This window comes from Streptomyces sp. NPDC127595, from assembly GCF_042671685.1.
GTDB lineage: Bacteria > Actinomycetota > Actinomycetes > Streptomycetales > Streptomycetaceae > Streptomyces.
In genome coordinates this window covers 530073-553356 of sequence record NZ_JBHXWK010000002.1, presented here as the reverse complement: position 1 = coordinate 553356, position 23284 = coordinate 530073, and the positions used below count along the sequence as shown (strand labels likewise).

Sequence of the window (23284 nt, the reverse complement as noted above, 5' to 3'; positions counted from 1 at the left end):
GGTAGCACGCGATGATCGAGAACGGCCAGGCCTACGCGGCAGGCGGCGGGCGCCCGTATGGGGCGCGACGCCCCTTTAGGGGCGCGGGGAACGGCGCGACAAGCCCCCACTGGCCGGCAGAGAACAAACGACCCAGGGGAGTCTGGGGCGCAGCCCCAGAAAGATGGGACGGGCAGGGGCGGCGGGGGCGAAAACCCACCACCCCAACCCCCGTCACTGCCCCCCGGCCGCCCGCTGCTGCCGCAACGCCGCCACCCTCCGATACAACTCCACCGCCTCCTGCCGCCGCCCCAGCTGCTCCAGACAGTGCGCTTCGTCGTTACGGCTGGCGAGCGCGTCGGGATGGTCGGCCCCGAGGACCCGCTCCCGGGCGGAGGCCACCTCGCGGTACTCGGCGAGCGCATCGGCCCAGCGACCGAGCCAGCCGAGGCCGACCGCGACCTCGCGCCGGCTGACGAGGGTGTCCGGGTGATCGGCGCCGAGGACACGCTCCCGGATGGCGCACACGTCGCGGGACTCCGCGAGGGCCTCCTCCCACCGGCTCATCCTCCCGAGGTTGACGCCGAGGCCGTGCCGGGCGCGCAGGGTCTCGGGGTGCGCGGCGCCGTGCACGCGGGTGCGGTCGTCGATCAGGTCCCGGTACAGCTCCAGGGCCTGCGCGCTGCGGCCGAGGCGGCCGAGGCTGATGCCGACCTCGTAGCGGGCGGCGAGCGTGTCCGGGTGATCGGGACCCAGTGCCTGCGCGCGGGCCTCGGCCACCTCACGGTAGGTGTGCAGCGCTTCGGGCCAGCGCCCCAACTGGCCGAGCGCGTAGGCGACTTCGTAACGGGTGACGAGCGTGTCGGGGTGCGTCGCGCCAAGGACCCGGGCACGAGCGGACGCCACCTCGCTCGCCATTCGGTACGAGTCCTCCAGGCGGCCCAGTCTGCTCAGGTTGAAGGCGAGGTTGTGGCGACAGCGCAGGGTGTCCGGGTGATCGGCGCCCATGGCACGCTCCCGGGCGGCGAGCACGGACGCATAGGCCTGGTGTGCCTCGAAGTGGCGGCCCAACTGTCCGAGCACGTACGCCATTTCCTGCCGCGCGGCGAGGGTGTCGGCGTGGTCGGGGCCGAGTACCCGCTCCCTGGCCTGGGCGACATGGGCGTACTCGCGCAGCGCTTCGGCGGGGCGTCCGGTGCGGCTGAGGGTGAACCCGACCTCGTAGCGGCTGGCGAGCGTGTCGGGGTGATCGGGCCCGAGGACGTGTTCCCGCTCGGCGGCGACCGCGCGGTGCACCTCGCCCGCCTCGGTCCACCGGCCGAGCCGCCCAAGGCTCAGTCCCGCACTGTGCCGCCCCGCCAGGGCGGTGATCGCCTCGGGCGAGGGCGTGGGTCGTTCGGTGCGCTCGATCTGCCGCGCCACGGCTGTGGACGGACGCGCGATCCACTCGCCCGTGAGGCCCGCGGAGGCGTCCGGCGGTGCGACGCTCAGACCGGAGCCGGTCGCCTTGTGGCCCGTCGTCATGCCGCGGGTCCAGGAGGGCAGCCGGGATTCCCGCGACGGCGGCTGCTCGGGGCGCGCCTGGACCGAGGGCTCCAACGCACGCTGCTCCGGCGCCACTTGACGTACGGGACTCACCACGGTCGGCACGTACATCCCGGTCGTGCGGCCCGCGCTGATCCGGCGGCCGAGTTCGCGGGCGTCCTGCGGGCGCTCCTCGGGCTCCTTGGCGAGCAGATCCAGGATGATCTTCTCGAAGTACTCGGGGAGTTCGGCCCGGTGCCGGCGCGGCGGTTCCGGCGGCGTGTCCCGGTGGCCGACGAGGACCGCCCAGGCGTCGTCGAGATCGAACGGCGGTGCCCCGGTGGCGAGTTCGTAGAGCACGCAGCCGAAGGAGTAGAGGTCGCTGCGCTGGTCGACATGGGTGCCGCCGATCTGCTCCGGCGACATGTAATGCGGGGTGCCCATCGCGATACCGGTGCCGGTCAGCCGCGAGGTGAACCCGATGTCGTGGCCGAGGCGCGCGATGCCGAAGTCGCAGATCTTCACCGTGCCGTCGGAGAGCCGCATGATGTTCGCGGGCTTCAGGTCGCGGTGCACGATGCCCTGTTGATGGGTGTAGGCGAGGGCCGCGGCCACCTGGTCCGCGACATCGATGACGTCGGCGACCGGCAGCGGATGCTGCTTGTTGTCCTCCAGGAGCTGGCTGAGGTTCCGCCCTTCCAGCAGCTCCATCACCAGATACAGCACACCGTCGGACTCACCGAAGTCATGGACGACCGTCACCCCGCGGTGCTGGAGGGCGGCGGCCACCCGGGCCTCGCGCCGGAACCGCTCCCGCAGCACTCGGGTGAAGGACTGATCGTGGTGCGGGCCAAGGGGCTTGAGGCACTTGACCGCCACGTGGCGGCCAAGGGACTCGTCCCGCGCCCGCCACACCTCGCCCATACCGCCGCGCCCTATGAGATCGAGCAGCCGATACCGGCTCTGGATCAGTCTGGTCTCCGCCATCTCCTGCGACCGCCCCCGTCGATGCTCACCCCGCGCCCTCCCCGGCCCGTCCAGTATGGCGAGTTATCTGTCGACTTTGTACGGCGCCGGGCGGGAGCCGGGGCCGAGTCGTGACATGGCGCGCAGAATGTGTTTGGGCGGAAGTTGCCAGCGCAGACGTGCGGGAACACAGCGCAGCATGGTGCCCGTGACACGCAGGCGCCGGGTCACCACGTCGGGCGGCGGGGCCGCCCTGCCGTACAACTCGTGGGCGTACGGCGGCAAAGAGGCGTACGCCAGCCGCGCCACGCGCCGCCACAGCAGGACGCGCGCCGGTACGAGCAACGGGTGTGTCGGCGGGCGCAACAGGAAGTCGTCCACGTCCCGTGCCTCCGGACCCGCTACCAGCTCGGGCAGCACCTTCTCGAAGTACCGGGCCAGTTGGGCCCGGTCCGCGGGTACGTCGACGGGGTCGAGCCCCACCAGCCGTGCGCTCACCCGGTGTTCACCGATGTACTGGTCAGCCTGCGCGTCGGTGAGGCGGAATCCCGAGCGCCGTACGACATGCAGATAGGAGTCGATCTCCGCGCAGTGCACCCACAGCAGCAGCTCGGGCTCGTCGATCCGGTATCGCTCCCCCGTCTCCGGGTCGACCGCTGTGAGCATCGTGTGAATCTTCCGTACGCGCGCCCCTGCCCTCTCAGCGGCTTCACTCGTCCCGTACGTCGTCGTCCCCACGAAGTTCGCGGTGCGCATCAGCCGGCCCCACGCGTCACGCCGGCCACTCTTTTGACGATCAAATGCAGTCGAGTTCTGCATGACTCCCCGCACCGCCCGCGGGTGCAGAGCCTGCAGATAGAGCGCGCGGACTCCGGCGACCCACATCATCGGGTCGCCGTGCATCTGCCAGGTCACCGACTCCGGAGTGAAGAGCCCCGGATCACCCGCCCGAAAGGCGTCCACACCAGCAGTGTGGCCGGTCCTTCCGGTCGGCACCATCCAAGCCGTCGGCTTTTCGCGGTGCCCGGGAACGTTCCCGGGGTGGGGTCAGCCGCGGCGGGCGGCGGCGTAGGTGCGTTCGAGTTCCGCGACCGTGGCGAGGAAGCCGGCGCCCTCGGTCCGGCGCAGGGTGTCGGTGGCGAGCCGGTCGAGGCTGGCCCACAGCTCGGCGAGCGGCTGACGGAACGCCTCACCGTCGGCGGCGAGGGAGACGATGACTGCTCGGCGGTCGTGCTGGGCGGGGGCTCGGACGACGAGCCCGGCGTCTTCCATGCGGCGGATCGACCGCGAGACGGTGGAGTGGTCGAGGCCGACGGCTTGCTGGATCTCGGCCTGCGTCTGACCGTCCCGGTCGAAGAGCTGCATGAGGATGAGTTCCTGGCCGGGGTGCAGACCAAGTTTCAGCAGGAGCTCGGCGCCGTAACCGTGCAGTTCACGGGAGAGAGCGAACAGCCCGAAGCTGACCGGGGCGCAGTCGACGAGGCTCGGCCGAGGCATCACCGGGTCGGGCTTCGCGGCTGGCATGGCACTCCTCGGGCGATTGCGGGCCGGGTGTACGTGTCTGCCCACGGATACGGACGGAACTCGGCGGCCCCGGGTGCGACCTGGTCAGGCACCACTGTAATCGCCGCGGGAGTTGCCGATCGGCCCCCGTGGGCCTCCAGCCGCCTTGACATAGGTGGCTAGACACATAACTATGTGTCTAGCCACTGATTCGACGCGGGGTCTCTCCTCGACGAATCAGCCCAGGTGGAGGCGGTGCACACCCGCACCACCACTGCCCCGATTCAGGATTGGTTGGAACGAACAATGAGCGAAACCCTCACTGCCGCGGAGCTGCTGCAGCGCAGCCTGGACACCTTCCTCGCCAAAGACATGAAGGGCTGGACGGACCTGTGCGACGAGAATGTCGTCCTCGAGTTCCCCTTCGCCCCCTCGGGCAGCCCCGCCCTGCTGGAGGGCCGGACCGCCGCCTATGAGTACCTGCGCGGCTACCCCGACCTCATCGACGTGCAGAGGATCACGTCACTGCGTATCTACCCGACCGACGACCCGGACGTGGCCGTCGCGGACTGGAGTGTCACCGGTCGCGTGCTGACCAACGGGAACCCGTACGAGATGAGCTACGCCACCTTCGTGACGTTCAAGGACGGTCTCATCGTCAAGTACCGCGAGTACTGGGACCCGATGGCGTTCACCACCGCCCTGAGCGGCGCGGCCTTCTAGACCGGGCGGGCCGGGCACACCCGAAAACGCCCTCCGAGCGCCAGGCCGTTGCGGCCGGGTCCGCTACGCCCGAGTCTGGGTGGAGGCGCTGCATCGGGAGGACGCGCGATGACGGAGAACAGTGGCGGGGCGGACTCCGAGCGGCTGCGGCTGGCGGATGCCGACGCGGGCCGGGCGGCTTGGCGGCGCTGGGGGCCCTATCTGAGCGAGCGGCAGTGGGGCACCGTGCGCGAGGACTACAGCCCCGGCGGCGACGCATGGTCGTACTTCACCCACGACCAGGCCCGCTCACGCGCCTACCGCTGGGGCGAGGACGGCATCGCGGGCGTCAGCGACGACAAGCAGCGGCTGTGCTTCGCGCTCGCGCTGTGGAACGGCCGGGATCCGATCCTCAAGGAGCGGATGTTCGGCCTGACCAACGCCGAGGGCAACCACGGTGAGGACGTCAAGGAGTACTACTTCCACCTCGACTCGACGCCCACCCACTCGTACATGAAGTACCTCTACAAGTACCCGCAGGAGCCGTACCCGTACGACGACCTGGCCGCCACCAACAGCGCCAGGGGCCGCCAGGACCGCGAGTACGAGCTGCTGGACACCGGAGTCTTCGACGAGGACCGCTACTTCGACGTGTTCGTCGAGTACGCCAAGGCCGGCCCCGAGGACCTGCTGATCGAGATCACCGCGCACAACCGCGGCCCCGACGAGGCCTCCCTCCACCTGCTGCCGACGCTCTGGTTCCGGCACACCTGGTCGTGGGCGGGCGGCACCGCCGTGCCCGGCCTGCGCCGGACCCCGGGAGCCGTTCGGGCCGATCACGAGGAACTCGGCCCGCGGTGGCTGTACTTCACCGGCGCGACGGAAACCCTGTTCACCGAGAACGACACCGACAACGAGCGGATCTTCGGCAGTCCGAACGCCACGCCGTACGTGAAGGACGGCATCGACCGGTACGTCGTCCACGGCGAGACCGGCGCCGTCAACCCGCTGCAGACGGGCACGAAGGCCTCCGTCCACCACGTCCTCAGCGTGTCCGCCGGCGACAGCGTCACCGTACGGCTGCGCCTGACCGACACCGAACTCGCCGACCCCTGGGCGGAGTTCCAGCAGGTGCTCGACACACGACGCACCGAGGCCGACGTGTTCTTCGAGGGCGTCGTGCCCGACGGTCTCACCGAGGACGCGCGGCGCGTGGTGCGGCAGGCCCTCGCCGGCATGCTGTGGAGCAAGCAGTACTACTACCTCGACGTGGAGCGCTGGCTCACCGAGCACGGTGTCGACCCGCTCGCCGCCGACCCGCGCGTCCGCAACAGCGCCTGGTACCACATGATCAACGACGAGATCATCTCGATGCCGGACACCTGGGAGTACCCCTGGTTCGCGGCCTGGGACCTCGCCTTCCACACCATCGCCCTGTCCATCGTCGACATCGGCTTCGCCAAGTCCCAGCTCGAACTGCTGCTGCGCCGCCCCTATCTGCACCCCAACGGCCAGGTCCCGGCGTACGAATGGAACTTCGGCGACGTCAACCCGCCCGTGCACGCCTGGGCGGTGCTCTTCGTCTACGAACTGGAGAAGCACCGCACCGGCCACGGCGACCGCGTCTTCCTGGAGAACGCCTTCCAGAAGCTGATGAAGAACTTCGCCTGGTGGCTCAACCGCAAGGACGTCGACGGCAACAACGTCTTCCAGGGCGGCTTCCTCGGTCTCGACAACATCGGCGTCTTCGACCGCAGCGCCCCGCTGCCCACCGGCGGCCACCTCGACCAGGCCGACGGCACCGCCTGGATGGCGCTGTACTGCCAGAACCTCCTGGAGATCGCCCTCGAACTGGCCGCCGACAACCCGGTGTACGTCGAGCACGCGCAGACCCTGTTCGAGCACTTCGCCTGGATCACGGTCGCGATGAACCGCATCGGCGACGACAACCAGAGCCTGTGGGACGAGGAGGACGGCTTCTTCTACGACGTCCTGCGGCTGCCCGACGGCACCGCGGCCCGGCTGAAGGTCCGCTCCCTCGTCGGGCTGATCCCGCTCGCCGCGACCAGCGTGATCGGCGGCTGGGCGGACCGGCGTTTCCCCGAACTGGTCGAGGGAGCACAGGAGTTCGTGCGCAGGCACCCGGCCGTCGAAGCTCTCGTCTCCTCCCACCACGCCCTCGGGCCGGGCGAGGCGGGGCGTCACCTGTTCGCCCTGTTCGACGAGGACCGGCTGCGGCGGATCCTGTCCCGCATGCTCGACGAGGACGAGTTCCTCGGCCCGCACGGCATCCGCTCCCTGTCACGCCATCACGCCGAACACCCCTACACCTTCGAGGTGCACGGCGTGCAGTACGGAGTCGGCTACCTGCCCGCCGAGTCGGACTCGGGCATGTTCGGCGGCAACTCCAACTGGCGTGGCCCGGTGTGGTTCCCGGTCAACCTCCTCCTCATCCGCGCCCTGCTGAACCTGCACGCCTACCACGGCGAGGACTTCACCGTGGAGTGCCCGACCGGCTCCGGCCGGCGGATGAACCTCTACGAGGTCGCGCGCGAGATCTCCGACCGGCTCACCGCCACCTTCCTGAGCGACGGCGACGGACACCGTCCGGTGCACGGCGCCCAGGCCGAGTTCGCCAAGGACCCGCACTGGAAGGACCTGATCCTCTTCTACGAGTACTTCCACGGCGACACCGGCGCCGGCCTCGGCGCCTCCCACCAGACCGGCTGGACCGGCCTGGCCGCGGTCACCGCCACCCTCTTCCATCTCGTCGGCGCCGGCGACTGGGGCTCCCTGCGGGAGGAGCCGCTGTCATGACGGTGATCTACGAGATCAACACCCTGGTCTGGCTGGGCGAGTTGAGCGTCCGGTATGGACGTCGCGTCACCTTGGGCGAGGTACCGGGCGAGGTCTGGGACGAGGTCGCACGGCCGGGCGTGGACACCGTCTGGCTGATGGGCGTGTGGGAGCGCAGCCCTGCCGGACTGGGCATCGCCCTGCAAGACGACCGCCTGCTCGCCTCCTTCCGCGACGCCCTGCCCGACCTCGCCCCGGCGGACATCGCCGGGTCCCCTTACTGCGTACGGAACTACGTCGTCGACGCGAGCCTCGGCGGCCCCGGAGGACTGGCCGCGGCACGGGCCGAACTCGCCGCGCGGGGCGTGCGCCTGATCCTGGACTACGTCCCCAACCACGTGGCCCCCGACCACCCTTGGCTCACCGAGCGTCCGGGCTGCCTGGTCGGAGGCACGCGGGACGACCTGGCCCGCGCACCCCAGGACTTCCTGGACGCGGGCGGGCAGGTGTACGCGCGCGGCCGCGACCCCTTCTTCCCGCCATGGCCGGACGTCGTCCAGCTGAACGCCTTCAGCGACGACCTGCGAACGGCGGCGGTGGACACGCTCGCGGCGATCGGCGACCAGGCGGACGGCGTGCGCTGCGACATGGCGATGCTGCTGATGAACGACATCTTCGCGAAGACCTGGGGCGACCGGGCGGGACCGGTACCCGCCGAGGACTTCTGGCCGTACGTCATCCCCCGCGTCCGCGCCCGCCACCCCGGCCTCCTCTTCGTCGCGGAGGCCTACTGGGACCTCGAATGGGACCTCCAGCAGCAGGGCTTCGACCACTGCTACGACAAGCGGCTCTACGACCGTCTGGTCCACGAGGACGCCGGATCGGTCCGCGACCATCTCGGCGCCGACCCCGCCTACCAGCGCCGGCTCGTCCGGTTCCTGGAGAACCACGACGAACCCCGGGCCGCCGTCACCCTCGCCGGTGGGCGGGAACGCGCGGCAGCCGTGGCCGTCGCCACCCTGCCCGGCGCGACCCTCTGGCACGAGGGCCAGTTCGAAGGACGCCGGGTCCGGCCGCCCGTGTTCCTCTCACGCCGTCCCGAGGAGCCGGCAGACGCGTCCCTGCGCGAGTTCTACGACCGCCTGGTGGCCGCCGTGGCCCCGCTCCGCGAGGGCGACTGGCAGCTGCTGGCCTGCACGGGCTGGCCGGACAACGACACCCACCGCAACCTGCTCGCCTGGTCCTGGACCGCCGGCCAGGAGCGGTACCTCGTCGTGATCAACTACTCGGACCGGCCGGCCCATGGGCAGGTTCCGCTGCCGTGGACCGACCTTCGTGGGAAGCCCTGCTCACTCACCGGACTACTCACCGAGGACACATACGAACGGGAGGGCGACGGACTGCTCGACCCGGGCCTGTTCGTCGCCCTCGACGCCTGGCAGTGGCACCTGCTCTCGCTCCGCCTCTCCACAGGCCGGCTCAACGCCGGACCCGTGGCATCCCCAGACCGATCCACGAGATGATCTCCCGCTGGATCTCGTTGTTGCCGCCGCCGAAGGTGAAGATCACCGCTGACCGGTACCCGCGTTCGAGTTCGCCGTGGAGGACCGCGCCCGCGGAGCCCTCCTTGAGGGCGGCGGGGGCGGCGACGACCTCCATCAGCCAGGCGTAGGCGTCCCGGCGGGCCTCGGAGCCGTACACCTTGACGGCGGAGGCGTCCTGCGGGGTGAGAGTGCCGTTCTGGACGGCGTTCACCATCTGCCAGTTGAGGAGTTTCATGGCGTCGAGCCTGGTGTGGGTCTGGGCGAGTCGCCGGCGCACCCAGGGCAGGTCGATGACGCGACGGCCGTCGGCGAGCTTGGTCTCCATCGCCCAGTGCTGCACGTCGTGCAGGGCGCGGATCGCCATGGTGCCGTGCGCGGCGAGCGTGACGCGCTCGTGGTTGAGCTGGTTGGTGATCAGCCGCCAGCCCTTGTTCTCCTCGCCGACCCGGCGCGAGACGGGGACGCGGATGTTCTCGTAGTAGCTCGCGGTGGTGTCGTGCGAAGCCAAGGTGTTGATGAGGGTGCAGGAGTAACCGGGGTCCGAGGTCGGGACCAGGAGCATCGTGATGCCCTTGTGCGGCGGTGCGGCGGGGTCGGTGCGGACGGCGAGCCAGACCCAGTCGGCCGTGTCACCGTTCGTCGTCCAGATCTTCTGCCCGTTGACGACGTAGTCGTCGCCGTCCCTGACCGCCTTCGTCTTCAGGGCGGCCAGGTCCGTGCCCGCGTCAGGCTCGCTGTATCCGATCGCGAAGTCGATCTCCCCGGACAGGATCCTGGGCAGGAAGTACCTCTTCTGCTCCTCCGTGCCGAACTGCATGATCGTCGGGCCGACCGTGTTCAGGGCCATCAACGGCAGGGGTACGACCGCCTGGGCGGCCTCGTCGAAGAAGATGAACTGTTCCATCGGGCTGAGCCCGCGCCCGCCGTACTCCTTGGGCCAGCCCACACCCAGCCAGCCGTCCGTGCCGAGGCGACGGATGGTGTCGCGGTAGAAGCGCTTCTGCGCGGCCGGGTCGGTGTACCGGGCGTAGGAGTGGTCGGGTACCAACTCGGCGAAGTAGCCGCGCAGTTCGGTGCGCAACCGCTGCTGCTCTGGCGTGTATTCGAGATGCACGGCGCCTCCTGGCTCCCACTGACCGAGCTGGTTCTCCCGGGCTTGACGGCGCACACGGTAGAACGCGTTGCAGAAATTGGGAATGCCGGTGACAGCTTCACACGGTCGGGTCTCGGGCGCCTGAGGGGCTCTCAGCTCAGCGTGGCGATGAACTCCGTGCACACCTGGGCACATTCACGGCAGGCCTTCGCCGCGTCCTCGGCCCTGGCGAACTCGTCGAAGACCTGCGCACTCTCCAGGCAGACCGCGCGGCACCACTCCACCTGGACCCGGATACCGGCCTCGTCCTGGTGGAGCTGCTCGGACAGCACACGACAGGTCGCGTCGCACACTTCCGCGCACAGGATGCCCTCGCGGCGCACGAGTTGCTGTTCCTTCGGCCCGTCCGGATTCACACGGCTCGCGTCGATCGCACACGCCCGGGCGCATTCGGTGCAGGCCTGGGCGCAGGCGAAGCGGTCCTCCAGGAATCGGAAGAGGTCCTGTTGGGATGTCGTCGTGGTCACAACGCGCGGGTAGCCGAAGGGAACCGGGTCAAACCCGGGAGGAGCGACGGGCTCCGGTCACTCGCCCGCCGCCTCCTGCGCGATCCGGTCGAACTGCGCCCCCATCGCCTCGGCGAGCGCGTGGGCCGCCGACAGCGGACGGACCATGACCGTCAACTCGTCGATCCTGCCGTCCTCGTCGAAGTGCAGGAAGTCGCAGCCCTCGATTTCCTTGCCGCCCACCGTCGCCTTGAAGACCAGCGCGTGGTCGCGCCCGCCGGCGTCGGCGATCTCGCGGACGTAGCGGAAGTCGGTGAACACGCGGGTGACGCCGCGAAGGATGGCGGCGGTGATCGCCTTGCCCGGGTAGGGCTTGAAGACGACGGGGCTGGTGAACACGACGTCGTCAGCCAGCAGGCCCTCGATCGCGTCGAGGTCGCCCGCCTCTACGGCCTTACGGAAGGGGTTCATCACGCCCGCCTTTCATACTCGACCACTCATACTCGACCACTTGCAGCGGTACTCAACTAATTGATTAGGTGCGGAACAGATTAGTCGCGGGCGCGGGTGCCGTCTAGCCTTGGGGTATGGCACTGCGCAACGCGGTTCTTGCCGCGCTTCTGGAGGGCGAGGCGTCGGGCTACGACCTGGCCAAGGGGTTCGACGGGTCGGTGGCCAACTTCTGGATGGCGACGCCGCAGCAGCTCTACCGCGAGCTCGACCGTATGGAGTCGGAGGGACTCATCGAGGCCCGGCTCGTACGGCAGGAGCGGCGCCCGAACAAGCGGGTCTTCTCCCTCACCGAGGCGGGTCTCGGCGCCCTGCGCGCCTTCACCGCCGAGCTTCCCAAGCCCACGGCCATCCGCGACGAGCTGCTGGTCAAGGTCCAGGCCGTCGACTCGGGGGACGAGGAGGCCGTACGGGCAGCCATCGCGGAACGGCTGGAGTGGGCGCGCGCCAAGCTGGCCCGCTACGAGCGGATGCGCGACCGGCTCCTCGACGGGCGCGACGAGGAGGAGTTCCTGCTGCGGAGCGAGCGCGTCGGCCCGTATCTCACGCTGATGCGGGGGCGCTCCTTCGAGGAGGAGAACATCAGATGGGGCGAACGCGCCCTGCGGATTCTGGAGCAGCGCGCCGGGGTGCGGCAGCAGGCCGGGCCACTGGATGTCCGGTGACTGTCCGTGGGTTCCCTATTGGCCCCCTGCCTCCGGGCGGCATAGCGTCGAGGAGGTCGCCGCCCTGATGAGGTGAACACGGAAGGTCAGGGCATGTGGATGAAGCAGATCCCATTCGCTGCCCATGTTCGTCAGGGCCCGCACCCCCGGAGAAACGCACATGTCGAAGATCCTGTTCGTACTGACCGGCGTCGATCACTGGACGCTCGCCGACGGCACGCAGCACCCGACCGGCTTCTGGGCCGAGGAGGTCGTCGCTCCGTATGAGGCGTTCAAGGCCGCGGGCCACGAGGTGGTCGTCGCCACACCGCGCGGTGTCGTGCCGACGGTGGATCAGGGGAGCCTGGCGCCCGAGTTCAACGGCGGGCAGGAGGGGTCCGACAGGGTCGCGGCGGCCCTCGCGTCGTTCGACGAGCTCCAGAAGCCCGTCAAGCTGGAGGAAGTGGACCTGGACGGCTACGCCGCGGTCATCTACCCGGGCGGTCACGGCCCCATGGAGGACCTCTCGGTCGACGAGGAGTCCGGCCGGCTGCTCACCCGCGCGCTGGCCTCGGGCAAGCCGCTCGGTGTGGTGTGCCACGGCCCGGCGGCGCTGCTCGCGGCCACCGGCCCGGACGGCACCAACGTGTTCTCCGGCTATCGGATCACCGGCTTCACCAACGTCGAGGAGACGCAGGCCGGTTTCGCCGACAAGGCCAAGTGGCTGCTTCAGGACCGTCTCGTGGAGGCGGGCGTCGACTTCCAGGAGGGCGAGCCGTGGGCCCCGTACGTGGTCGTCGACCGCAATCTGGTCACCGGCCAGAACCCGGCCTCCGCCGCCCCGCTCGCCGCCGAACTGCTGAAGAAGCTGGCCTGAGCGACGGGCGGCGGCCGGCGGCCGGCTCCAGGAGTACGACGGCTCACCAGTTGTCGCCGTCCGAGGTCAGGGCTCACGCCCTTCGTCGAAGCTGGCGAAGTAGGCGGCTGCCATGTCCTCGTCGCCGTGTCCCTGGGCGGCTGCGCGGGCAAGGCGTTCGGCGCCGGCGGCCGCGAGGTCGAGGCGGACACCGTTCTGCTCGGCGGCTTCGACGATCAGCCGGGCGTCCTTGGCGGCGGTGGACACGGCGAAGGCGGCCGGAGTCAGCCGGCCCTCCAAGATGAGCCCGGCCTTCGCACGCAGATAGCCCATGTCGAGCGGGCCGCCGGCAATGGCGTCGAAGAAACTCTGCGGGTCCACTCCGAGGGCCTTGGCCAGGGCCAGGACCTCGCCGGCCGCGTTGTTGGCCGCGACGACCCAGCTGTTGGCGACGAGCTTGAGCCGGGTGGCGCTGCCCGCCGCACCGTCCTCGCCGGTCCACACCGTGCGGGCGCCGACCGCCTCGAAAACGGGCGTGACGGCGTCCCGGCGCTGGCTCGGGCCCGCGGCCAGGACGAGCAACTGGCCGGCCTCCGCCGGCTGCCTGGTCCCGAGCACCGGGGCGTCGAAGAAGACCAGCCCCTTCTCGCCGGCGAAGCCGGCCAGCTCGCCGATGGCCTCGATCCCGGCGGTCGTCGACTGCACCCAGGCGGTGCCCGGGCGCAGCGCGGGAGCGGCCTGCCGCATCACGTCCAGGGCGGCGGGGCCGTCGTACAGGATGGTGAGGACGACGTCGGCGCCCTCCACCGCCTCGGCGGGCGTGCCGGCGATGTGCGCGCCGTCGGTGGCAAGCGGCTCGGCCTTGTCCCGGCTGCGGTTCCAGGCGCGGACGGTGTGCCCGGCGCGGGCGATGTTGCGGGCCATCGCGGCCCCCATGATTCCGGTGCCCAGGACACTCACGGTGAGCTTGTCGGTCATGTCATCAACTTCCCTGTCCATGTGGTGCGGTGGAACTTTCCTGGTCTGTGGGAGGCGGTGGCTAGCCGGACACCTGATCGCTGTCCCGCAGGCCGCCCCAGCCGTGCCAGCGGTCGACCTCGATCCACGCGCTGACGCGACCCCGGTCGCGCTGTGCGTACGGCTTGCCGAGGTACTGAACGGACAGCCGGTCGATGTCGGCCAGTCCCTCGTCGTCGCGCATCTCGACGACGCGTCCGATGAGCGTCACATGGGTGTACCAGTTGGCCTCGTCGAGCACCGTCAGCGAGACCCGGGGGTCGTTGCGCAGATGGTCGAGCCGCTTGCGGCCCTCGTCCATGTTGACCAGGACCCGCCCGTCGTCCCAGAGGTACCAGGTTGCCGTCGACACCGGCTGCCCGTCGGACCGCAGCGTCGTGATGACCGCTGGGTTTGGCTTGCCCAGCATGGCGACTGCGGCCTCGGGAAGCGGCGGCTTGGACATGGGGTCTCCTCTACGTCGTCCGGCGTGCGGCCCGGTAGCGGTGGAACTCCGGGGTTGATCCATCGAGCACGCGTCCACGCTGCCACATTCCCGGGGCGGGATTCCGCACCGCCCCACTGGACGTTGGCGAGGGGTCAAGTCGTCAGTCGGCTTCCGTTGCGGAGGGGCACGTCTCGCTGGAGCCTTCGGCGGACCAGGCGTCGGGGACCGTGATGGTCACCCGTGTCGGTGCCGTGTCGGTGCCGTGTCGGTGCCGGCCGCCGGGTCGAGGGATCTGGACCGCCGGATGCCGGTGGCGGGTTCTCCGACCTCCACCACACCGGTCTTGGGGATGTCGCAGGAGGAGAGCAGGAGGGCGGTCGTGACCAGCAACGCGGTCCGGGAAACCCGGCGTGGAGGTCTCATGACTCCTGCTGCTCTCGGGGCCGTTCCAGAGGCTGCCGGAGAGGCCGTTGCACAGGCCCGTGCGGAGGTCGTTGCAGGGGGATCTCGACGGTGAACGCGGCACCGCCCTCCACCCGGTTCGTCGCCCGGACCGTGCCACCGTGCAGACGAACGTTCTCGGCCGTGATCGAGAGTCCGAGGCCGCTGCCCTCCGTTCTTGTCCGGGCGCTGTCCGACTTGTAGAAGCGGTCGCGCTCGTCGTGTTCACCACCGCCGCCGCCCTGGCCGTGAACTGGACACCGTCCGGCGCCTCCGGAAGCGACGACGGACCCGCCGCGGCCGCCGCACCACCCTCCCGGCCGGCCCCGGACCGGCCCGCGAAACCGAGTGACACGGCGGGCGGTGCCGAGAACAGCGAGAAGGCGGACGCCGAGCCCAGCGGAACGGGCGGCCCGTCGCCGGACTCCTCCCCTTCCTCCCCCACCTCCCCCGCGTCCTCCTCCATCCCGCCCTCGGAACCCGGCAGCTGGAGGCACCCATGAAGACGCTCACCACCACCAAGGCTGACGCCGTGCGGAGCCGACCGACCGTGGCGGCAGGGCCGACGGACGCGACGGACGGACGCGGCCCGTGGCGGTGGTCAGCCGCTGCAGTCCTCTGCCGAGGGCAGCAGGACACGGATCCTCGCGCCCCCGAGGCCACCCTCGCCCGGGGGAGGGTCCGCGTGTGCGGTGACGGATCCGCCGTGGTGCACCACTACATGGCTGACGATGGCGAGCCCGAGCCCGGAACCACCGGTGTCGCGGGAACGGGCCTCGTCCAGCCGCGTGAAGCGTTCGAAAACCCGCTCCCGGTCGGCGGCCGGGATACCCGCCCCGTCGTCACTGACCGTCAGCTCGATCTCCCCCTCCCGGCGGCCCAGCTCGATCCGGATCCGGCCGGCGGCGTGCCGACGGGCGTTGTCGAGCAGGTTGACCACCACACGGCGCAGGGCGTCGGCATCACCGCGGACCCGCCCGGCGGACACCGAACTCGCGTCGATACCGGCACCGGTCAGCGCGCGCCGGCGTCTGACCTCTCCCAGCACCACCTCGTCCAGGTCCACGACGTCGTGGGACCAGCGCGGTGCGGGATTCTCGCTGCGGGCCAGGGCGAGCAGCCCTTCCACCAGGTCGTGTAGTCGCTCGACGTCGTCCAGCAGCGCCGCGGTGACCGGGCGGTCCCGTTCCGGATCCGGATAGTGGACCAGAACCTCCAACTGGGCCCGGATCGCGGTCAGCGGACTGCGCAGTTCATGGGCGGCGTCGGCGACGAACCGACGCTGCGTCACGGACGCCGCCTCCAGGCGCGCCAGCATTTCGTTGAGGGTGACCGCTAGGGCGTGGATCTCGTCACGGGACGCCGGCAGACCCAGGCGGCGGTGCAGATCCGTGTCGCTGATGTCCATGGCGTGGCGTCGCAGCGTCTCCACCGGCCGCAGCGTACGTCCCGCTGTGTGCCACACCGTCCAGGCCACCAGCACGATGAGCGCCGGGCAGCCGATCACCAGACCCATCGTCAGTGTGTGTTCGGTGCGCTCCGCCTGACCGAGTGACACGGCGGCGATGACGGTGACGTCCTCGCCCCGCAGGCTCGCCGTCCGGACGGCGACCCGGAAGTCGCCGCCGTCCCCGATCCTCAGGTCCTCCAGCGTCATCGCGTGTCCCGCGCGCAGGGGTGCGGGCAGCGGGTTCGGGAAGTGCCCGGCCACCGAGGGGTCGCTGCCGACGTAGGAACTGGCCAGCATGCGGCCCGAGGAGTCGAGGACCTCCGTCACGTCCACGTCCGCGCCGTTCGACGGAATGATGGTGTGGAGCCGGTCCCGCTCGACGAGCGAGACCACGTCGTCGACGTGCTGCCGTGCCGTCGTGTCGAGCCCGCTCACCATGGAGTGTTCGAGCCAGAGGAGCAGCCCGACACCCGCCAGTCCGAGGGAGGCGGCGACGATCGCGGTGGCGACGAGGACCACGCGCAACCGAAGGGTCAGTTTCCCGAACGCCGCCGATCCTCGCGGAAGCCGCGCACGGATCCGGCCGAGGGCCGGCCGGTACCGTGCCTGAAGGGCCGTCATCCACCCCTCCCGTCCAGGCGGTAGCCGACCCCGCGCACCGTCTCGATGGCGGAGCGGCCGAAGGGGACGTCGACCTTTCTGCGCAGGTAGCCGATGTAGACCTCGACGATGTTCGGATCCCCCTCGAACCAGGCGTCCCACACCTCCGCGAGCAGCTCGCTCTTGCTCGCCACGGTGTCGGCGTGCCGCAGGAGGTACTCCAGCAGACCGAACTCCCGCGGCGTCAGCGGCAGTTCCTTCTCACCCCGGCCGCACCGGTGTGCGCCGGGGTCCAGCCACAGGTCGCCCGCGGTCAGGACGGGCAGCCGCTGCGGAGCGGTGCGGCGCAGCAGCGCGCGGATCCGGGCGAGGAGGACGACGAACGAGAACGGTTTGGTGAGGTAGTCGTCGGCGCCCAGGTCCAGCGCGTCCGCCTCGTCGTACTCGCCGTCCTTGGCCGTGAGGACCAGCACCGGTGTGGTGATCTCGGCCGCGCGCAGCGAGCGGCACACGTCATAGCCGTTCCGCAGCGGGAGCATGAGGTCCAGGACGATGACGGCGTATTCGTTGCGCCGGGCGAGCAGCAGACCCTTCTTACCGTCCTCGGCGACGTCGACACCGAATCCCTCGGCGCGCAGCACCCGTTCGACCGCGCCGGCGATGTGCGGTTCGTCCTCGACCACCAGCACGCGCACCGGCGACTCCTCCTGCTCGGCCGGGCTCCACGCGGTCACCCGATGCACCGGTCCTGAGTCTAGAGGGCCGGCCGGAGGGCTCTCAGCTGCCTCTCAGGTGCTCTCAGCAGCAGCACAGGCACCCCCGGGCACAGTTGCCGACAGCGCGTCCGTACAGCGGTCGATCGTGCGGACAGCGTCCTTTCCCCCCACGAGAGGCGCCGACATGACTCCTCATCCGGTCCGGACGATTCCCCATTCGGTCCAGCCGACTCCTCATACGGTCCAGACGACTCCTCACCCGGTCCAGCAGCGAGAACGGCGGGAGCACGATCCGTCAGGGCCTTCCGCACCGCCGGCCACCGGGCTCGGGACCCCGGCAGGAGGAGCCGCAGCCCGGACGTCGGCAGGTCGCTGGGCCGTGATCGTCTTAGCCGGCTACCTGGCGGGCGCCACCGCCTCGGCCTTGGGTCTTCCTTCCCCGTTCCTGTTGGCGGCCCTGCTGGTGGGCGCCGCCCTGAGCCTGTCGGGTGCGGTCAGGGACCGGTTGCCGGAGGCCGCGAACCGCTCGTCCCAGGCGGTGGCCGGGGCGCTGATGGGCAGTTATCTGACACCGGCCGCGCTGGCAGCGGCGGCGCCGTTGGCACTGCCCCTGACCGCGGTGACCGTGGCCACCGTCTTCCTGAGTGTGGCGGTCGCCTGGTGCCTGGCCCGGCGTGGCCGGATCACCCGTCCCAGTGCGGTTCTCGGGATGGCGCCCGGTGGCTCGGCGGCGATCGTCACCTGCGCCGACGAGCTGGGAGCCGACGTCCGGCTCGTCGCCTTCACGCAGTACCTGCGGGTGGGGCTGGTGGCGTCCACCGCCCCGCTCGTCGCCCACTGGCTGGCGTCGGCCCCGGCGGACGCGGGGGCCACGGCGGCGGGCGGCGGGAACCCGGTCGGGCCGCTGCTGCCACTGGTCGTCGGCTCGGACCAGGACGCGGGCCTGGTCGTCCTCGCGCTCGTGGCGGTGTGCGGCGCCTATGCGGGTCGCCGGCTTCGTCTGCCGACGCCGGTGCTCATCGGCCCCATGCTGGTGGCGCTCGCAGCGACGATGAGCGGGCTCCTGCCGGGCTTCGCGCCGACGGGGGTCCTCCAGAACGGTGTCTTCGTCCTGGTGGGCCTGGACGTGGGGCTCCGTTTCACCCGCACGACTGTCGTACGTGTCCGCTCGCTGCTGCCGTCGCTCCTGGTGGCGACGGCGGCCATCTGCCTCGGCTGCGCGGGGATGGCCTGGGTGTTCGCGAAAGCCACCGGTTCACCCGTGGTCGACGCCTATCTCGCGACCACCCCGGGTGGCATCAACGCGGTCCTGGCCACGGCGGTCACCTCCCACGCCGATGTGGCACTGGTCTCCACCGTGCAGAGCCTGCGGCTGCTGATCGTCGTCCTGGCCATGCCATGGGTCATCCGGCTGGTGGTGCCGAGGGCCCGGCCGAGGCGGCGGGCGCCGTAGTCGCCGAGAGGACGGCGGGGGAGGCGGGCGCCGTAGCCGCCGAGAGGACGGCCGGGGAGGCAGGCGCCGTAGTCGCCAAAAGGCCAGCCGGGGAGGCAGGCGCCGTAGCCGCCAAAAGGCCAGCCGGGGAGGCAAGCGCCGTAGCCGCCGAAAGGCCAGCCGGGGAGGCGGGCACCGTAGCCGCCAGGCGGCCGCCCGCACCGGCGGGCCCCGCAGCTCCCAAGCGGCCGCCTGACACGGCAGGCGCCCTCGCCACCGAGCGGCCACCCGCAGCGACAGACCCCGCAACTCCCAAGCAACCACCCACACCAGCAGAGCCCGCAGCTCCGGAGCACCCCCACGCGGCTACCCGCGGTGCCCCCCGGCTCCGTCGCCCCCGCGGTGGTCGCAGCAGGTGTCCGGCCGCAGCGCCGGATGCCCCGCGCCCGACGCCCCGGCGTCCGTGGCGCATTGGGCCCGCTCCGCGCTGTCGACCAGGCTCTCGCTGTCCGACGCGGCGTTGGCCAGGCTGGCGCAGCACAGGGTCAGCAGAAGGGCGCCCGCCACGAAGGGCAGGGCGCGGCGTGCGGGAGGCGGTGCCAGCAGGGCCTGCACTCGCTGGGGCACCGCGCCACCGGTCGCGGCAAGGGCAGCGGGGCGCCCCGCGCCGGCGGAGGCAAGGGCCGCCCGACCGACCGCGCGGGCCACGACCGTACGGCTTCCCACGTGGGCCGCGGCCTCCTCGTCGGCCCAGCGCTCCAGTACGAACCCGCCTGCCTCGGCCAGCGGTCGCAGCAGTGGGTTGACGGCCGCGGTGAGTCTCCACACGGCCTGGAAAAGGTGGTGCCGGCTTCGCAGATGGGCCCGTTCGTGCGCCAGGAGTGCCTCGCGCTCCGCGTCACCGAGGCAGCGCAGCATCCCCCGGGACACCACGATCCGTCCGGAGGCGCCTGGAAGCGCGAACGCCTGCGGGACCTCGTCGTCGAGCACCACGAGTTCGGTGTCCCCGGGCACCCGGTGGCATTCACGGCGGGCCCACAGAACGTGCCGGCCCTGCCGGACGGCGGCCACACCCAGCGATACGAGCCCCGCCGTCAAGGTCAGGGCGCTGACGACCGCGACGGCCAGGGAGACCGGGTCCTGCGTGCGCAGAGCGGCCACCGACCAGTGGCCCTCCTCGGCGACCTCGGGGATCTGCGCGAACCCGGTGAAGGCCAGCAGGGCCAGTGAGCCGAGCCAGCCGGTCGCCGTCACGAGCGCCGCGCACGCCAGGGACCAGGCCGCGGGCCGTGGTGCCGGCCGCGGGGCCGCCCGGGGGGCGAGCATCGCGAGGACCACGGTGACCAGGAGGGGGATGTAGACACTGATCGTCACCGGTTCACGGCCCGTCGTCGCCGCGTCCGGCGCCCTGCTCGCCCAGCAGGCGGTGCAGCAACTGCTCGTCCTGTTGGGAGAGTTCGTTGACGAAGCGGGTGAGCACCGCCTCCCGGTCCGAGCCGCGCTCCAGCAGGCCGTGCATCCGTACGGCGGTGTCGGACGCCTCGTCCCGGACGGGCGCGTACGCGTATCCGCGACCGGCCGGATGCCGTACGAGCATGCCCTTGTCGTGCAGGCGCGACAGGATCGTCAGCACCGTCGTGTAGGCGAGGTCTCCGGTCAGCCGCTCCAGGACCTGTCGTGCGGTCAGCGGCTCGTGCGCGGCCCACAGGGCGGCGAGGACACCGCTCTCCAGTTCCCCGCGTGCCCTTCTGCCGGTCGCCCCGCCGCTTTCGCCGCTCGTCCGGTCACCCATCGTTCACCCGCCTTCCCGTTCGGCACCCCAGCCTACCGGCGGACCTACTACGGCATGTAGGACGCCGGGAGAATCTCCATCACGGGAACTACTACATCTTGTACGAGTTTACCTACTACATGTTGTAGAGTCTGGCCGCCCACTCCACCTGCGGAGGAACGAGCCCATGTCCCACCTCGGAAGTCCGGCACATCCACGTGCCCTGGCGGCCGCCGCCCTGCACCCCGATGCGGGGCAGGCCACGGCACGGGTCGAACGCGTCGCGATCGTCTCGGCGAGCATCGGTGCCGGACACGACGGCGCGGCCGCCGAACTGGCCCGCCGGCTCACGGCCCACGGCCTCGTCGTGGACCGGTTCGACCTGCTGGACCTGCTGCCGGCCCGGCTGGGACGGCTCGTCCGTGACGGCTACCACCGCATGCTCGTCCAGGCCCCCTGGGCCTACCAGCGGGTCTACCGCAGTACGGAACGCGCGGGCGGTGGCGGGCCGTTGGCCGGAGCCCTGCTGCGCACCGCCGAGGAACGCATGCTGGCCGCCCTGCACCCCGACACCGGTGCGGTCGTCTCCACGTACCCGGGGGCCAGCCGTGTCCTGGGCAGTCTGCGGCTGCGCGGGCGGCTGGCCGCGCCCGTCCTCACGTATCTCACCGACTTCTCCGTGCACCCGCTGTGGGTGGCCGACGGTGTCGACGTCCACCTCGCCGCACACGCCGTGCCCGCCGCCCAGGCACGGGCCGCCGGAGCGCGGAACGTCAGGGTGGGGGGCCCGGTGGTGGATCCGCGGTTCCGTCCCGGCAGCGTGCGGGAGCGCGACGCGGCCCGGACACGCTTCGGGCTGCCGGAGAACGCTCCGCTGGCACTGCTCGTGGCCGGCTCCTGGGGGGTGGGCCCCGTCCGGCAGGTCGCCCTGGAACTGCGCGACTGCGGCGCCGCCGTCCCCGTGGTCGTCTGCGGACGGAACGAGGCGCTGGCCGAGCGGCTCCGAGCGGACGGCATCGAACACGCCTATGGCTGGGTCGAGGACATGCCCGCCCTGATGCACGCCGCCGATGTGCTGGTCCAGAACGCCGGCGGGCTCAGCTCCCTCGAGGCATTCGCCACCGGTCTGCCCGTGGCGAGCTACCGGTGCATACCCGGCCACGGTCTGACCAACGCCGCCGCCCTGGAGGAGGCCGGTGCGGCCGTCTGGATCCGTGACCCGGCCGGCCTCAAGTCCGTGCTGTGCGAGCTGATCGACGGCTCGCTCGGACTGAGCCAACGCACGGTCGGCCTCGCCCTCTTCACCGCCGGGTCCGACGGCGGACCCGCCGCGGAGATAGCACGCGTTCACCACGCAGGGCCGCCTCCGCTGCCCGCCCGGCCCACCGTGCGACGACGGCGCCGCGCGGCGCGCAGACTCCTCGCCACCGCCGCCGTGGCATGCGCGGTGTGGGCCTGCGCCGTGGGCACGGGGATCGCCACCGCGTACGACGGCCCCGGCATGATCCACGCCATCGGGCACACTCTCGACCCGGACGACCCGCCCCCGGCTCTCCCCTCCCACACCGCGGGCCATCACTCGTGACCGCCGCACGGTTGCTCCGTACAGCCGCTCTCGCCGCCCTGCCCGCCCTCGCGGCGGCCCATTGCGCACCCGCCGTCTCCACCTTCGGGCCGCTGCGCAACCGCACCATGCCCCGCCTCTCGGGCCTGGGCCGCCCGGACCACATCGCCCTGACCTTCGACGACGGACCCGACCCGCTGTCCACCCCGCACTTCCTGCGCCTCCTCGCCGCGCGCCGAACCCGGGCGACCTTCTTCCTGCTGGGCCGCGAGGCGCACCGCTCGCCCGGCCTGGTCCGCGAGATCGCCGCGGCAGGGCACGAAATCGCCATCCACGGCTGGCTGCACCGCCCGCTGCTGCTACGCGGCCCACGCGCCACGTACGACGACCTCGCGCGCGCCCGAGACACCGTCGCCGACATCACCGGAGTGCGGCCCACCTTGTTCCGGCCCCCGTACGGCGTCATGTCGACCGCCGCCCACCTCGCAGCCAACCGCCTCCGTCTCACCCCCGTCCTGTGGACCTGCTGGGGCGAGGACTGGACCGCCCGCGCCACACCGGCGTCCGTCCACCGCACCGTCACATCCGACCTGAACGGCGGCGGCACCATCCTGCTCCACGACTCCGACTGCACGTCCGCCCCGGCCGCCTGGCGCTCGGCCCTGGGCGCACTCCCCCGCATCCTCGACACCTGTGAGCAACGGGGCTACGAGGTAGGCCGGTTGCTCGACCACGGATGGCCCCGGCCGGCCTGACTTATCGCGGTCGACAATCTCCTGCCGGTCGCGCACCGTCACCGTCACCGACAGCGGTGGCGGCGGCCTGCTCGGCGGCGAGCCGGATGCCGTCCTGGGCGGGGTGGCAGCGGACGGCGAGTCCTGGCCGCGGTCCGGAAGTAGTGGTGGCCGGCCCGGTTGTGCGCCCGTTCATGGGCGAAGAGGGCCTCACGCTCGGCGGGTCCCCGGCTGCGCAACGTCGCGGTGGTGACGACGATGCCGTGAAGTCGTCGGGCCCAGGCGTACGCGTCCGGGGGCGAGTCGACGACACACAGGTCATCGGCTGCGGGGCGGCGGTCGGCCAGTGTGCGGGGGTGCGGAGAGCGCGGCCTGGCGCCAGGCCGAGGGTGGCAGCTTGAGCAGTTCGGTCACGACCAGGGCGCCGCATGCGGCTACGCGGACTCCCGCCAGGACCGCGACCGGGGCCGATGCGGTGAGGACCCACGGCGGGGTGGGGGGGGTGCCAG

The 23284-nt window shown here is 71.3% G+C and carries 23 protein-coding genes and 1 pseudogene; 9 read left to right on the top strand and 15 right to left on the bottom strand.

What is annotated here, in order from left to right; translation table 11 throughout:
- Positions 1 to 213: 213 nt before the first annotated feature.
- The 3 genes from ACFVKT_RS09030 to ACFVKT_RS09020 all read right to left on the bottom strand — a co-directional run bounded on the left by ACFVKT_RS09030 (position 214) and on the right by ACFVKT_RS09020 (position 3993).
- The gene (locus tag ACFVKT_RS09030) at positions 214 to 2490 is read right to left on the bottom strand and encodes a tetratricopeptide repeat protein (protein WP_385729142.1); all 2277 of its coding nucleotides are present in this window, start codon (positions 2488 to 2490) and stop codon (positions 214 to 216) included.
- Positions 2491 to 2553: 63 nt separating this feature from the next.
- Positions 2554 to 3468 carry an oxygenase MpaB family protein gene (locus tag ACFVKT_RS09025; protein WP_385729140.1) on the bottom strand — a complete coding sequence of 305 codons (915 nt, stop codon included), beginning with the start codon at positions 3466 to 3468 and terminating at the stop codon, positions 2554 to 2556.
- Between the two features lie 48 nt (positions 3469 to 3516).
- Positions 3517 to 3993 (bottom strand): MarR family winged helix-turn-helix transcriptional regulator, encoded by a 477-nt coding sequence (locus ACFVKT_RS09020; RefSeq protein ID WP_385729138.1) that lies wholly within the window; start codon positions 3991 to 3993, stop codon positions 3517 to 3519.
- A 285-nt stretch (positions 3994 to 4278) separates the two neighbouring features.
- Here ACFVKT_RS09020 and ACFVKT_RS09015 point away from each other — a divergent pair, with 285 nt between their 5' ends.
- The 3 genes from ACFVKT_RS09015 (at position 4279) to ACFVKT_RS09005 (ending at position 8993) form a co-directional block, all read left to right on the top strand.
- Positions 4279 to 4695, top strand: coding sequence for a nuclear transport factor 2 family protein (locus tag ACFVKT_RS09015; RefSeq protein WP_385729136.1), 417 nt, complete (start codon positions 4279 to 4281; stop codon positions 4693 to 4695).
- Between the two features lie 108 nt (positions 4696 to 4803).
- On the top strand, positions 4804 to 7491 hold the full coding sequence (locus ACFVKT_RS09010; protein ID WP_385729134.1) for a glucosidase: 2688 nt from the start codon (positions 4804 to 4806) through the stop codon (positions 7489 to 7491).
- The gene (locus tag ACFVKT_RS09005; protein WP_385729132.1) at positions 7488 to 8993 is read left to right on the top strand and encodes an alpha-amylase; all 1506 of its coding nucleotides are present in this window, start codon (positions 7488 to 7490) and stop codon (positions 8991 to 8993) included. Before ACFVKT_RS09010 ends, ACFVKT_RS09005 begins: the two co-directional genes overlap by 4 nt.
- Here the strand turns inward: ACFVKT_RS09005 and ACFVKT_RS09000 are convergent.
- From ACFVKT_RS09000 to ACFVKT_RS08990, 3 genes are all read right to left on the bottom strand, one after another.
- On the bottom strand, positions 8950 to 10128 hold the full coding sequence (locus ACFVKT_RS09000; protein ID WP_385729130.1) for an acyl-CoA dehydrogenase family protein: 1179 nt from the start codon (positions 10126 to 10128) through the stop codon (positions 8950 to 8952). The genes ACFVKT_RS09005 and ACFVKT_RS09000 overlap by 44 nt on opposite strands.
- A gap of 131 nt (positions 10129 to 10259) precedes the next feature.
- Positions 10260 to 10634 (bottom strand): ferredoxin, encoded by a 375-nt coding sequence (locus tag ACFVKT_RS08995; protein WP_385729128.1) that lies wholly within the window; start codon positions 10632 to 10634, stop codon positions 10260 to 10262.
- A gap of 57 nt (positions 10635 to 10691) precedes the next feature.
- A complete protein-coding gene (locus tag ACFVKT_RS08990; RefSeq protein ID WP_385729126.1) occupies positions 10692 to 11084 on the bottom strand; it encodes a nuclear transport factor 2 family protein in 393 nt (130 codons plus the stop codon).
- A gap of 116 nt (positions 11085 to 11200) precedes the next feature.
- On the opposite strand from ACFVKT_RS08990, the gene ACFVKT_RS08985 reads away from it, so the two are divergent.
- Together ACFVKT_RS08985 and ACFVKT_RS08980 are read left to right on the top strand one after the other, a co-directional pair.
- Positions 11201 to 11788: a PadR family transcriptional regulator gene (locus tag ACFVKT_RS08985; RefSeq protein WP_385729123.1), complete on the top strand. Its 588-nt coding sequence runs from the start codon at positions 11201 to 11203 to the stop codon at positions 11786 to 11788.
- Positions 11789 to 11948: 160 nt separating this feature from the next.
- Positions 11949 to 12644 carry a type 1 glutamine amidotransferase domain-containing protein gene (locus tag ACFVKT_RS08980; RefSeq protein WP_385729121.1) on the top strand — a complete coding sequence of 232 codons (696 nt, stop codon included), beginning with the start codon at positions 11949 to 11951 and terminating at the stop codon, positions 12642 to 12644.
- Between the two features lie 66 nt (positions 12645 to 12710).
- Here the strand turns inward: ACFVKT_RS08980 and ACFVKT_RS08975 are convergent, their stop codons facing one another.
- From ACFVKT_RS08975 to ACFVKT_RS08960, 4 genes and pseudogenes are all read right to left on the bottom strand, one after another.
- Positions 12711 to 13601, bottom strand: a complete 891-nt coding sequence (locus ACFVKT_RS08975) for an NAD(P)-dependent oxidoreductase (protein ID WP_385729119.1) — start codon at positions 13599 to 13601, stop codon at positions 12711 to 12713.
- Positions 13602 to 13662: 61 nt separating this feature from the next.
- The gene (locus ACFVKT_RS08970) at positions 13663 to 14085 is read right to left on the bottom strand and encodes a PPOX class F420-dependent oxidoreductase (RefSeq protein ID WP_385729117.1); all 423 of its coding nucleotides are present in this window, start codon (positions 14083 to 14085) and stop codon (positions 13663 to 13665) included.
- 216 nt (positions 14086 to 14301) lie between these two features.
- On the bottom strand, positions 14302 to 14490 hold the full coding sequence (locus tag ACFVKT_RS08965) for a hypothetical protein (protein WP_385729115.1): 189 nt from the start codon (positions 14488 to 14490) through the stop codon (positions 14302 to 14304).
- Positions 14487 to 14720 (bottom strand): annotated as a pseudogene (locus tag ACFVKT_RS08960) (ATP-binding protein); the annotation flags it as partial. The pseudogene ACFVKT_RS08960 and the gene ACFVKT_RS08965, both read right to left, overlap by 4 nt.
- On the opposite strand from ACFVKT_RS08960, the gene ACFVKT_RS08955 reads away from it, so the two are divergent.
- Positions 14631 to 15011 carry a hypothetical protein gene (locus ACFVKT_RS08955; protein WP_385729976.1) on the top strand — a complete coding sequence of 127 codons (381 nt, stop codon included), beginning with the start codon at positions 14631 to 14633 and terminating at the stop codon, positions 15009 to 15011. The pseudogene ACFVKT_RS08960 and the gene ACFVKT_RS08955 sit on opposite strands and share 90 nt — an antisense overlap.
- 98 nt (positions 15012 to 15109) lie before the next feature.
- Here the strand turns inward: ACFVKT_RS08955 and ACFVKT_RS08950 are convergent, their stop codons facing one another.
- Positions 15110 to 16579 carry a sensor histidine kinase gene (locus ACFVKT_RS08950; protein ID WP_385729113.1) on the bottom strand — a complete coding sequence of 490 codons (1470 nt, stop codon included), beginning with the start codon at positions 16577 to 16579 and terminating at the stop codon, positions 15110 to 15112.
- The gene (locus ACFVKT_RS08945; protein ID WP_385729931.1) at positions 16576 to 17253 is read right to left on the bottom strand and encodes a response regulator transcription factor; all 678 of its coding nucleotides are present in this window, start codon (positions 17251 to 17253) and stop codon (positions 16576 to 16578) included. Before ACFVKT_RS08945 ends, ACFVKT_RS08950 begins: the two co-directional genes overlap by 4 nt.
- A 400-nt stretch (positions 17254 to 17653) precedes the next feature.
- Here ACFVKT_RS08945 and ACFVKT_RS08940 point away from each other — a divergent pair, with 400 nt between their 5' ends.
- Complete coding sequence (locus ACFVKT_RS08940) at positions 17654 to 18727, top strand: AbrB family transcriptional regulator (protein ID WP_385729112.1); 1074 nt, start codon at positions 17654 to 17656, stop codon at positions 18725 to 18727.
- A gap of 345 nt (positions 18728 to 19072) precedes the next feature.
- Here the strand turns inward: ACFVKT_RS08940 and ACFVKT_RS08935 are convergent, their stop codons facing one another.
- A complete protein-coding gene (locus tag ACFVKT_RS08935) occupies positions 19073 to 20080 on the bottom strand; it encodes a M48 family metalloprotease (RefSeq protein ID WP_385729110.1) in 1008 nt (335 codons plus the stop codon).
- Between the two features lie 4 nt (positions 20081 to 20084).
- Positions 20085 to 20498 carry a BlaI/MecI/CopY family transcriptional regulator gene (locus ACFVKT_RS08930; RefSeq protein ID WP_385729108.1) on the bottom strand — a complete coding sequence of 138 codons (414 nt, stop codon included), beginning with the start codon at positions 20496 to 20498 and terminating at the stop codon, positions 20085 to 20087.
- A gap of 166 nt (positions 20499 to 20664) precedes the next feature.
- Here ACFVKT_RS08930 and ACFVKT_RS08925 point away from each other — a divergent pair, with 166 nt between their 5' ends.
- Both ACFVKT_RS08925 and ACFVKT_RS08920 read left to right on the top strand, forming a co-directional pair.
- Positions 20665 to 22062 carry a glycosyltransferase gene (locus tag ACFVKT_RS08925; RefSeq protein ID WP_385729106.1) on the top strand — a complete coding sequence of 466 codons (1398 nt, stop codon included), beginning with the start codon at positions 20665 to 20667 and terminating at the stop codon, positions 22060 to 22062.
- A complete protein-coding gene (locus ACFVKT_RS08920) occupies positions 22059 to 22796 on the top strand; it encodes a polysaccharide deacetylase family protein (protein WP_385729104.1) in 738 nt (245 codons plus the stop codon). Before ACFVKT_RS08925 ends, ACFVKT_RS08920 begins: the two co-directional genes overlap by 4 nt.
- 44 nt (positions 22797 to 22840) lie before the next feature.
- Here the strand turns inward: ACFVKT_RS08920 and ACFVKT_RS08915 are convergent, their stop codons facing one another.
- On the bottom strand, positions 22841 to 23035 hold the full coding sequence (locus ACFVKT_RS08915; RefSeq protein ID WP_385729929.1) for a M48 family metalloprotease: 195 nt from the start codon (positions 23033 to 23035) through the stop codon (positions 22841 to 22843).
- Positions 23036 to 23284: the final 249 nt, after the last annotated feature.

Excerpts from the sequence above, each read along its gene's own strand:
- ACFVKT_RS08970 (WP_385729117.1), bottom strand. The coding sequence starts at position 14,085 with ATGTCCAAGCCGCCGCTTCCCGAGGCCGCAGTCGCCATGCTGGGCAAG.
- ACFVKT_RS08930 (WP_385729108.1), bottom strand. The coding sequence starts at position 20,498 with ATGGGTGACCGGACGAGCGGCGAAAGCGGCGGGGCGACCGGCAGAAGG.
- ACFVKT_RS08980 (WP_385729121.1), top strand. The coding sequence starts at position 11,949 with ATGTCGAAGATCCTGTTCGTACTGACCGGCGTCGATCACTGGACGCTC.
- ACFVKT_RS08975 (WP_385729119.1), bottom strand. The coding sequence starts at position 13,601 with ATGACCGACAAGCTCACCGTGAGTGTCCTGGGCACCGGAATCATGGGG.
- ACFVKT_RS09015 (WP_385729136.1), top strand. The coding sequence starts at position 4,279 with ATGAGCGAAACCCTCACTGCCGCGGAGCTGCTGCAGCGCAGCCTGGAC.
- ACFVKT_RS09010 (WP_385729134.1), top strand. The coding sequence starts at position 4,804 with ATGACGGAGAACAGTGGCGGGGCGGACTCCGAGCGGCTGCGGCTGGCG.
- ACFVKT_RS09020 (WP_385729138.1), bottom strand. The coding sequence starts at position 3,993 with ATGCCAGCCGCGAAGCCCGACCCGGTGATGCCTCGGCCGAGCCTCGTC.
- ACFVKT_RS08990 (WP_385729126.1), bottom strand. The coding sequence starts at position 11,084 with ATGAACCCCTTCCGTAAGGCCGTAGAGGCGGGCGACCTCGACGCGATC.
- ACFVKT_RS09005 (WP_385729132.1), top strand. The coding sequence starts at position 7,488 with ATGACGGTGATCTACGAGATCAACACCCTGGTCTGGCTGGGCGAGTTG.
- ACFVKT_RS08985 (WP_385729123.1), top strand. The coding sequence starts at position 11,201 with ATGGCACTGCGCAACGCGGTTCTTGCCGCGCTTCTGGAGGGCGAGGCG.
- ACFVKT_RS08965 (WP_385729115.1), bottom strand. The coding sequence starts at position 14,490 with ATGAGACCTCCACGCCGGGTTTCCCGGACCGCGTTGCTGGTCACGACC.
- ACFVKT_RS08950 (WP_385729113.1), bottom strand. The coding sequence starts at position 16,579 with ATGACGGCCCTTCAGGCACGGTACCGGCCGGCCCTCGGCCGGATCCGT.
- ACFVKT_RS08925 (WP_385729106.1), top strand. The coding sequence starts at position 20,665 with ATGTCCCACCTCGGAAGTCCGGCACATCCACGTGCCCTGGCGGCCGCC.
- ACFVKT_RS09030 (WP_385729142.1), bottom strand. The coding sequence starts at position 2,490 with ATGGCGGAGACCAGACTGATCCAGAGCCGGTATCGGCTGCTCGATCTC.
- ACFVKT_RS09025 (WP_385729140.1), bottom strand. The coding sequence starts at position 3,468 with ATGGTGCCGACCGGAAGGACCGGCCACACTGCTGGTGTGGACGCCTTT.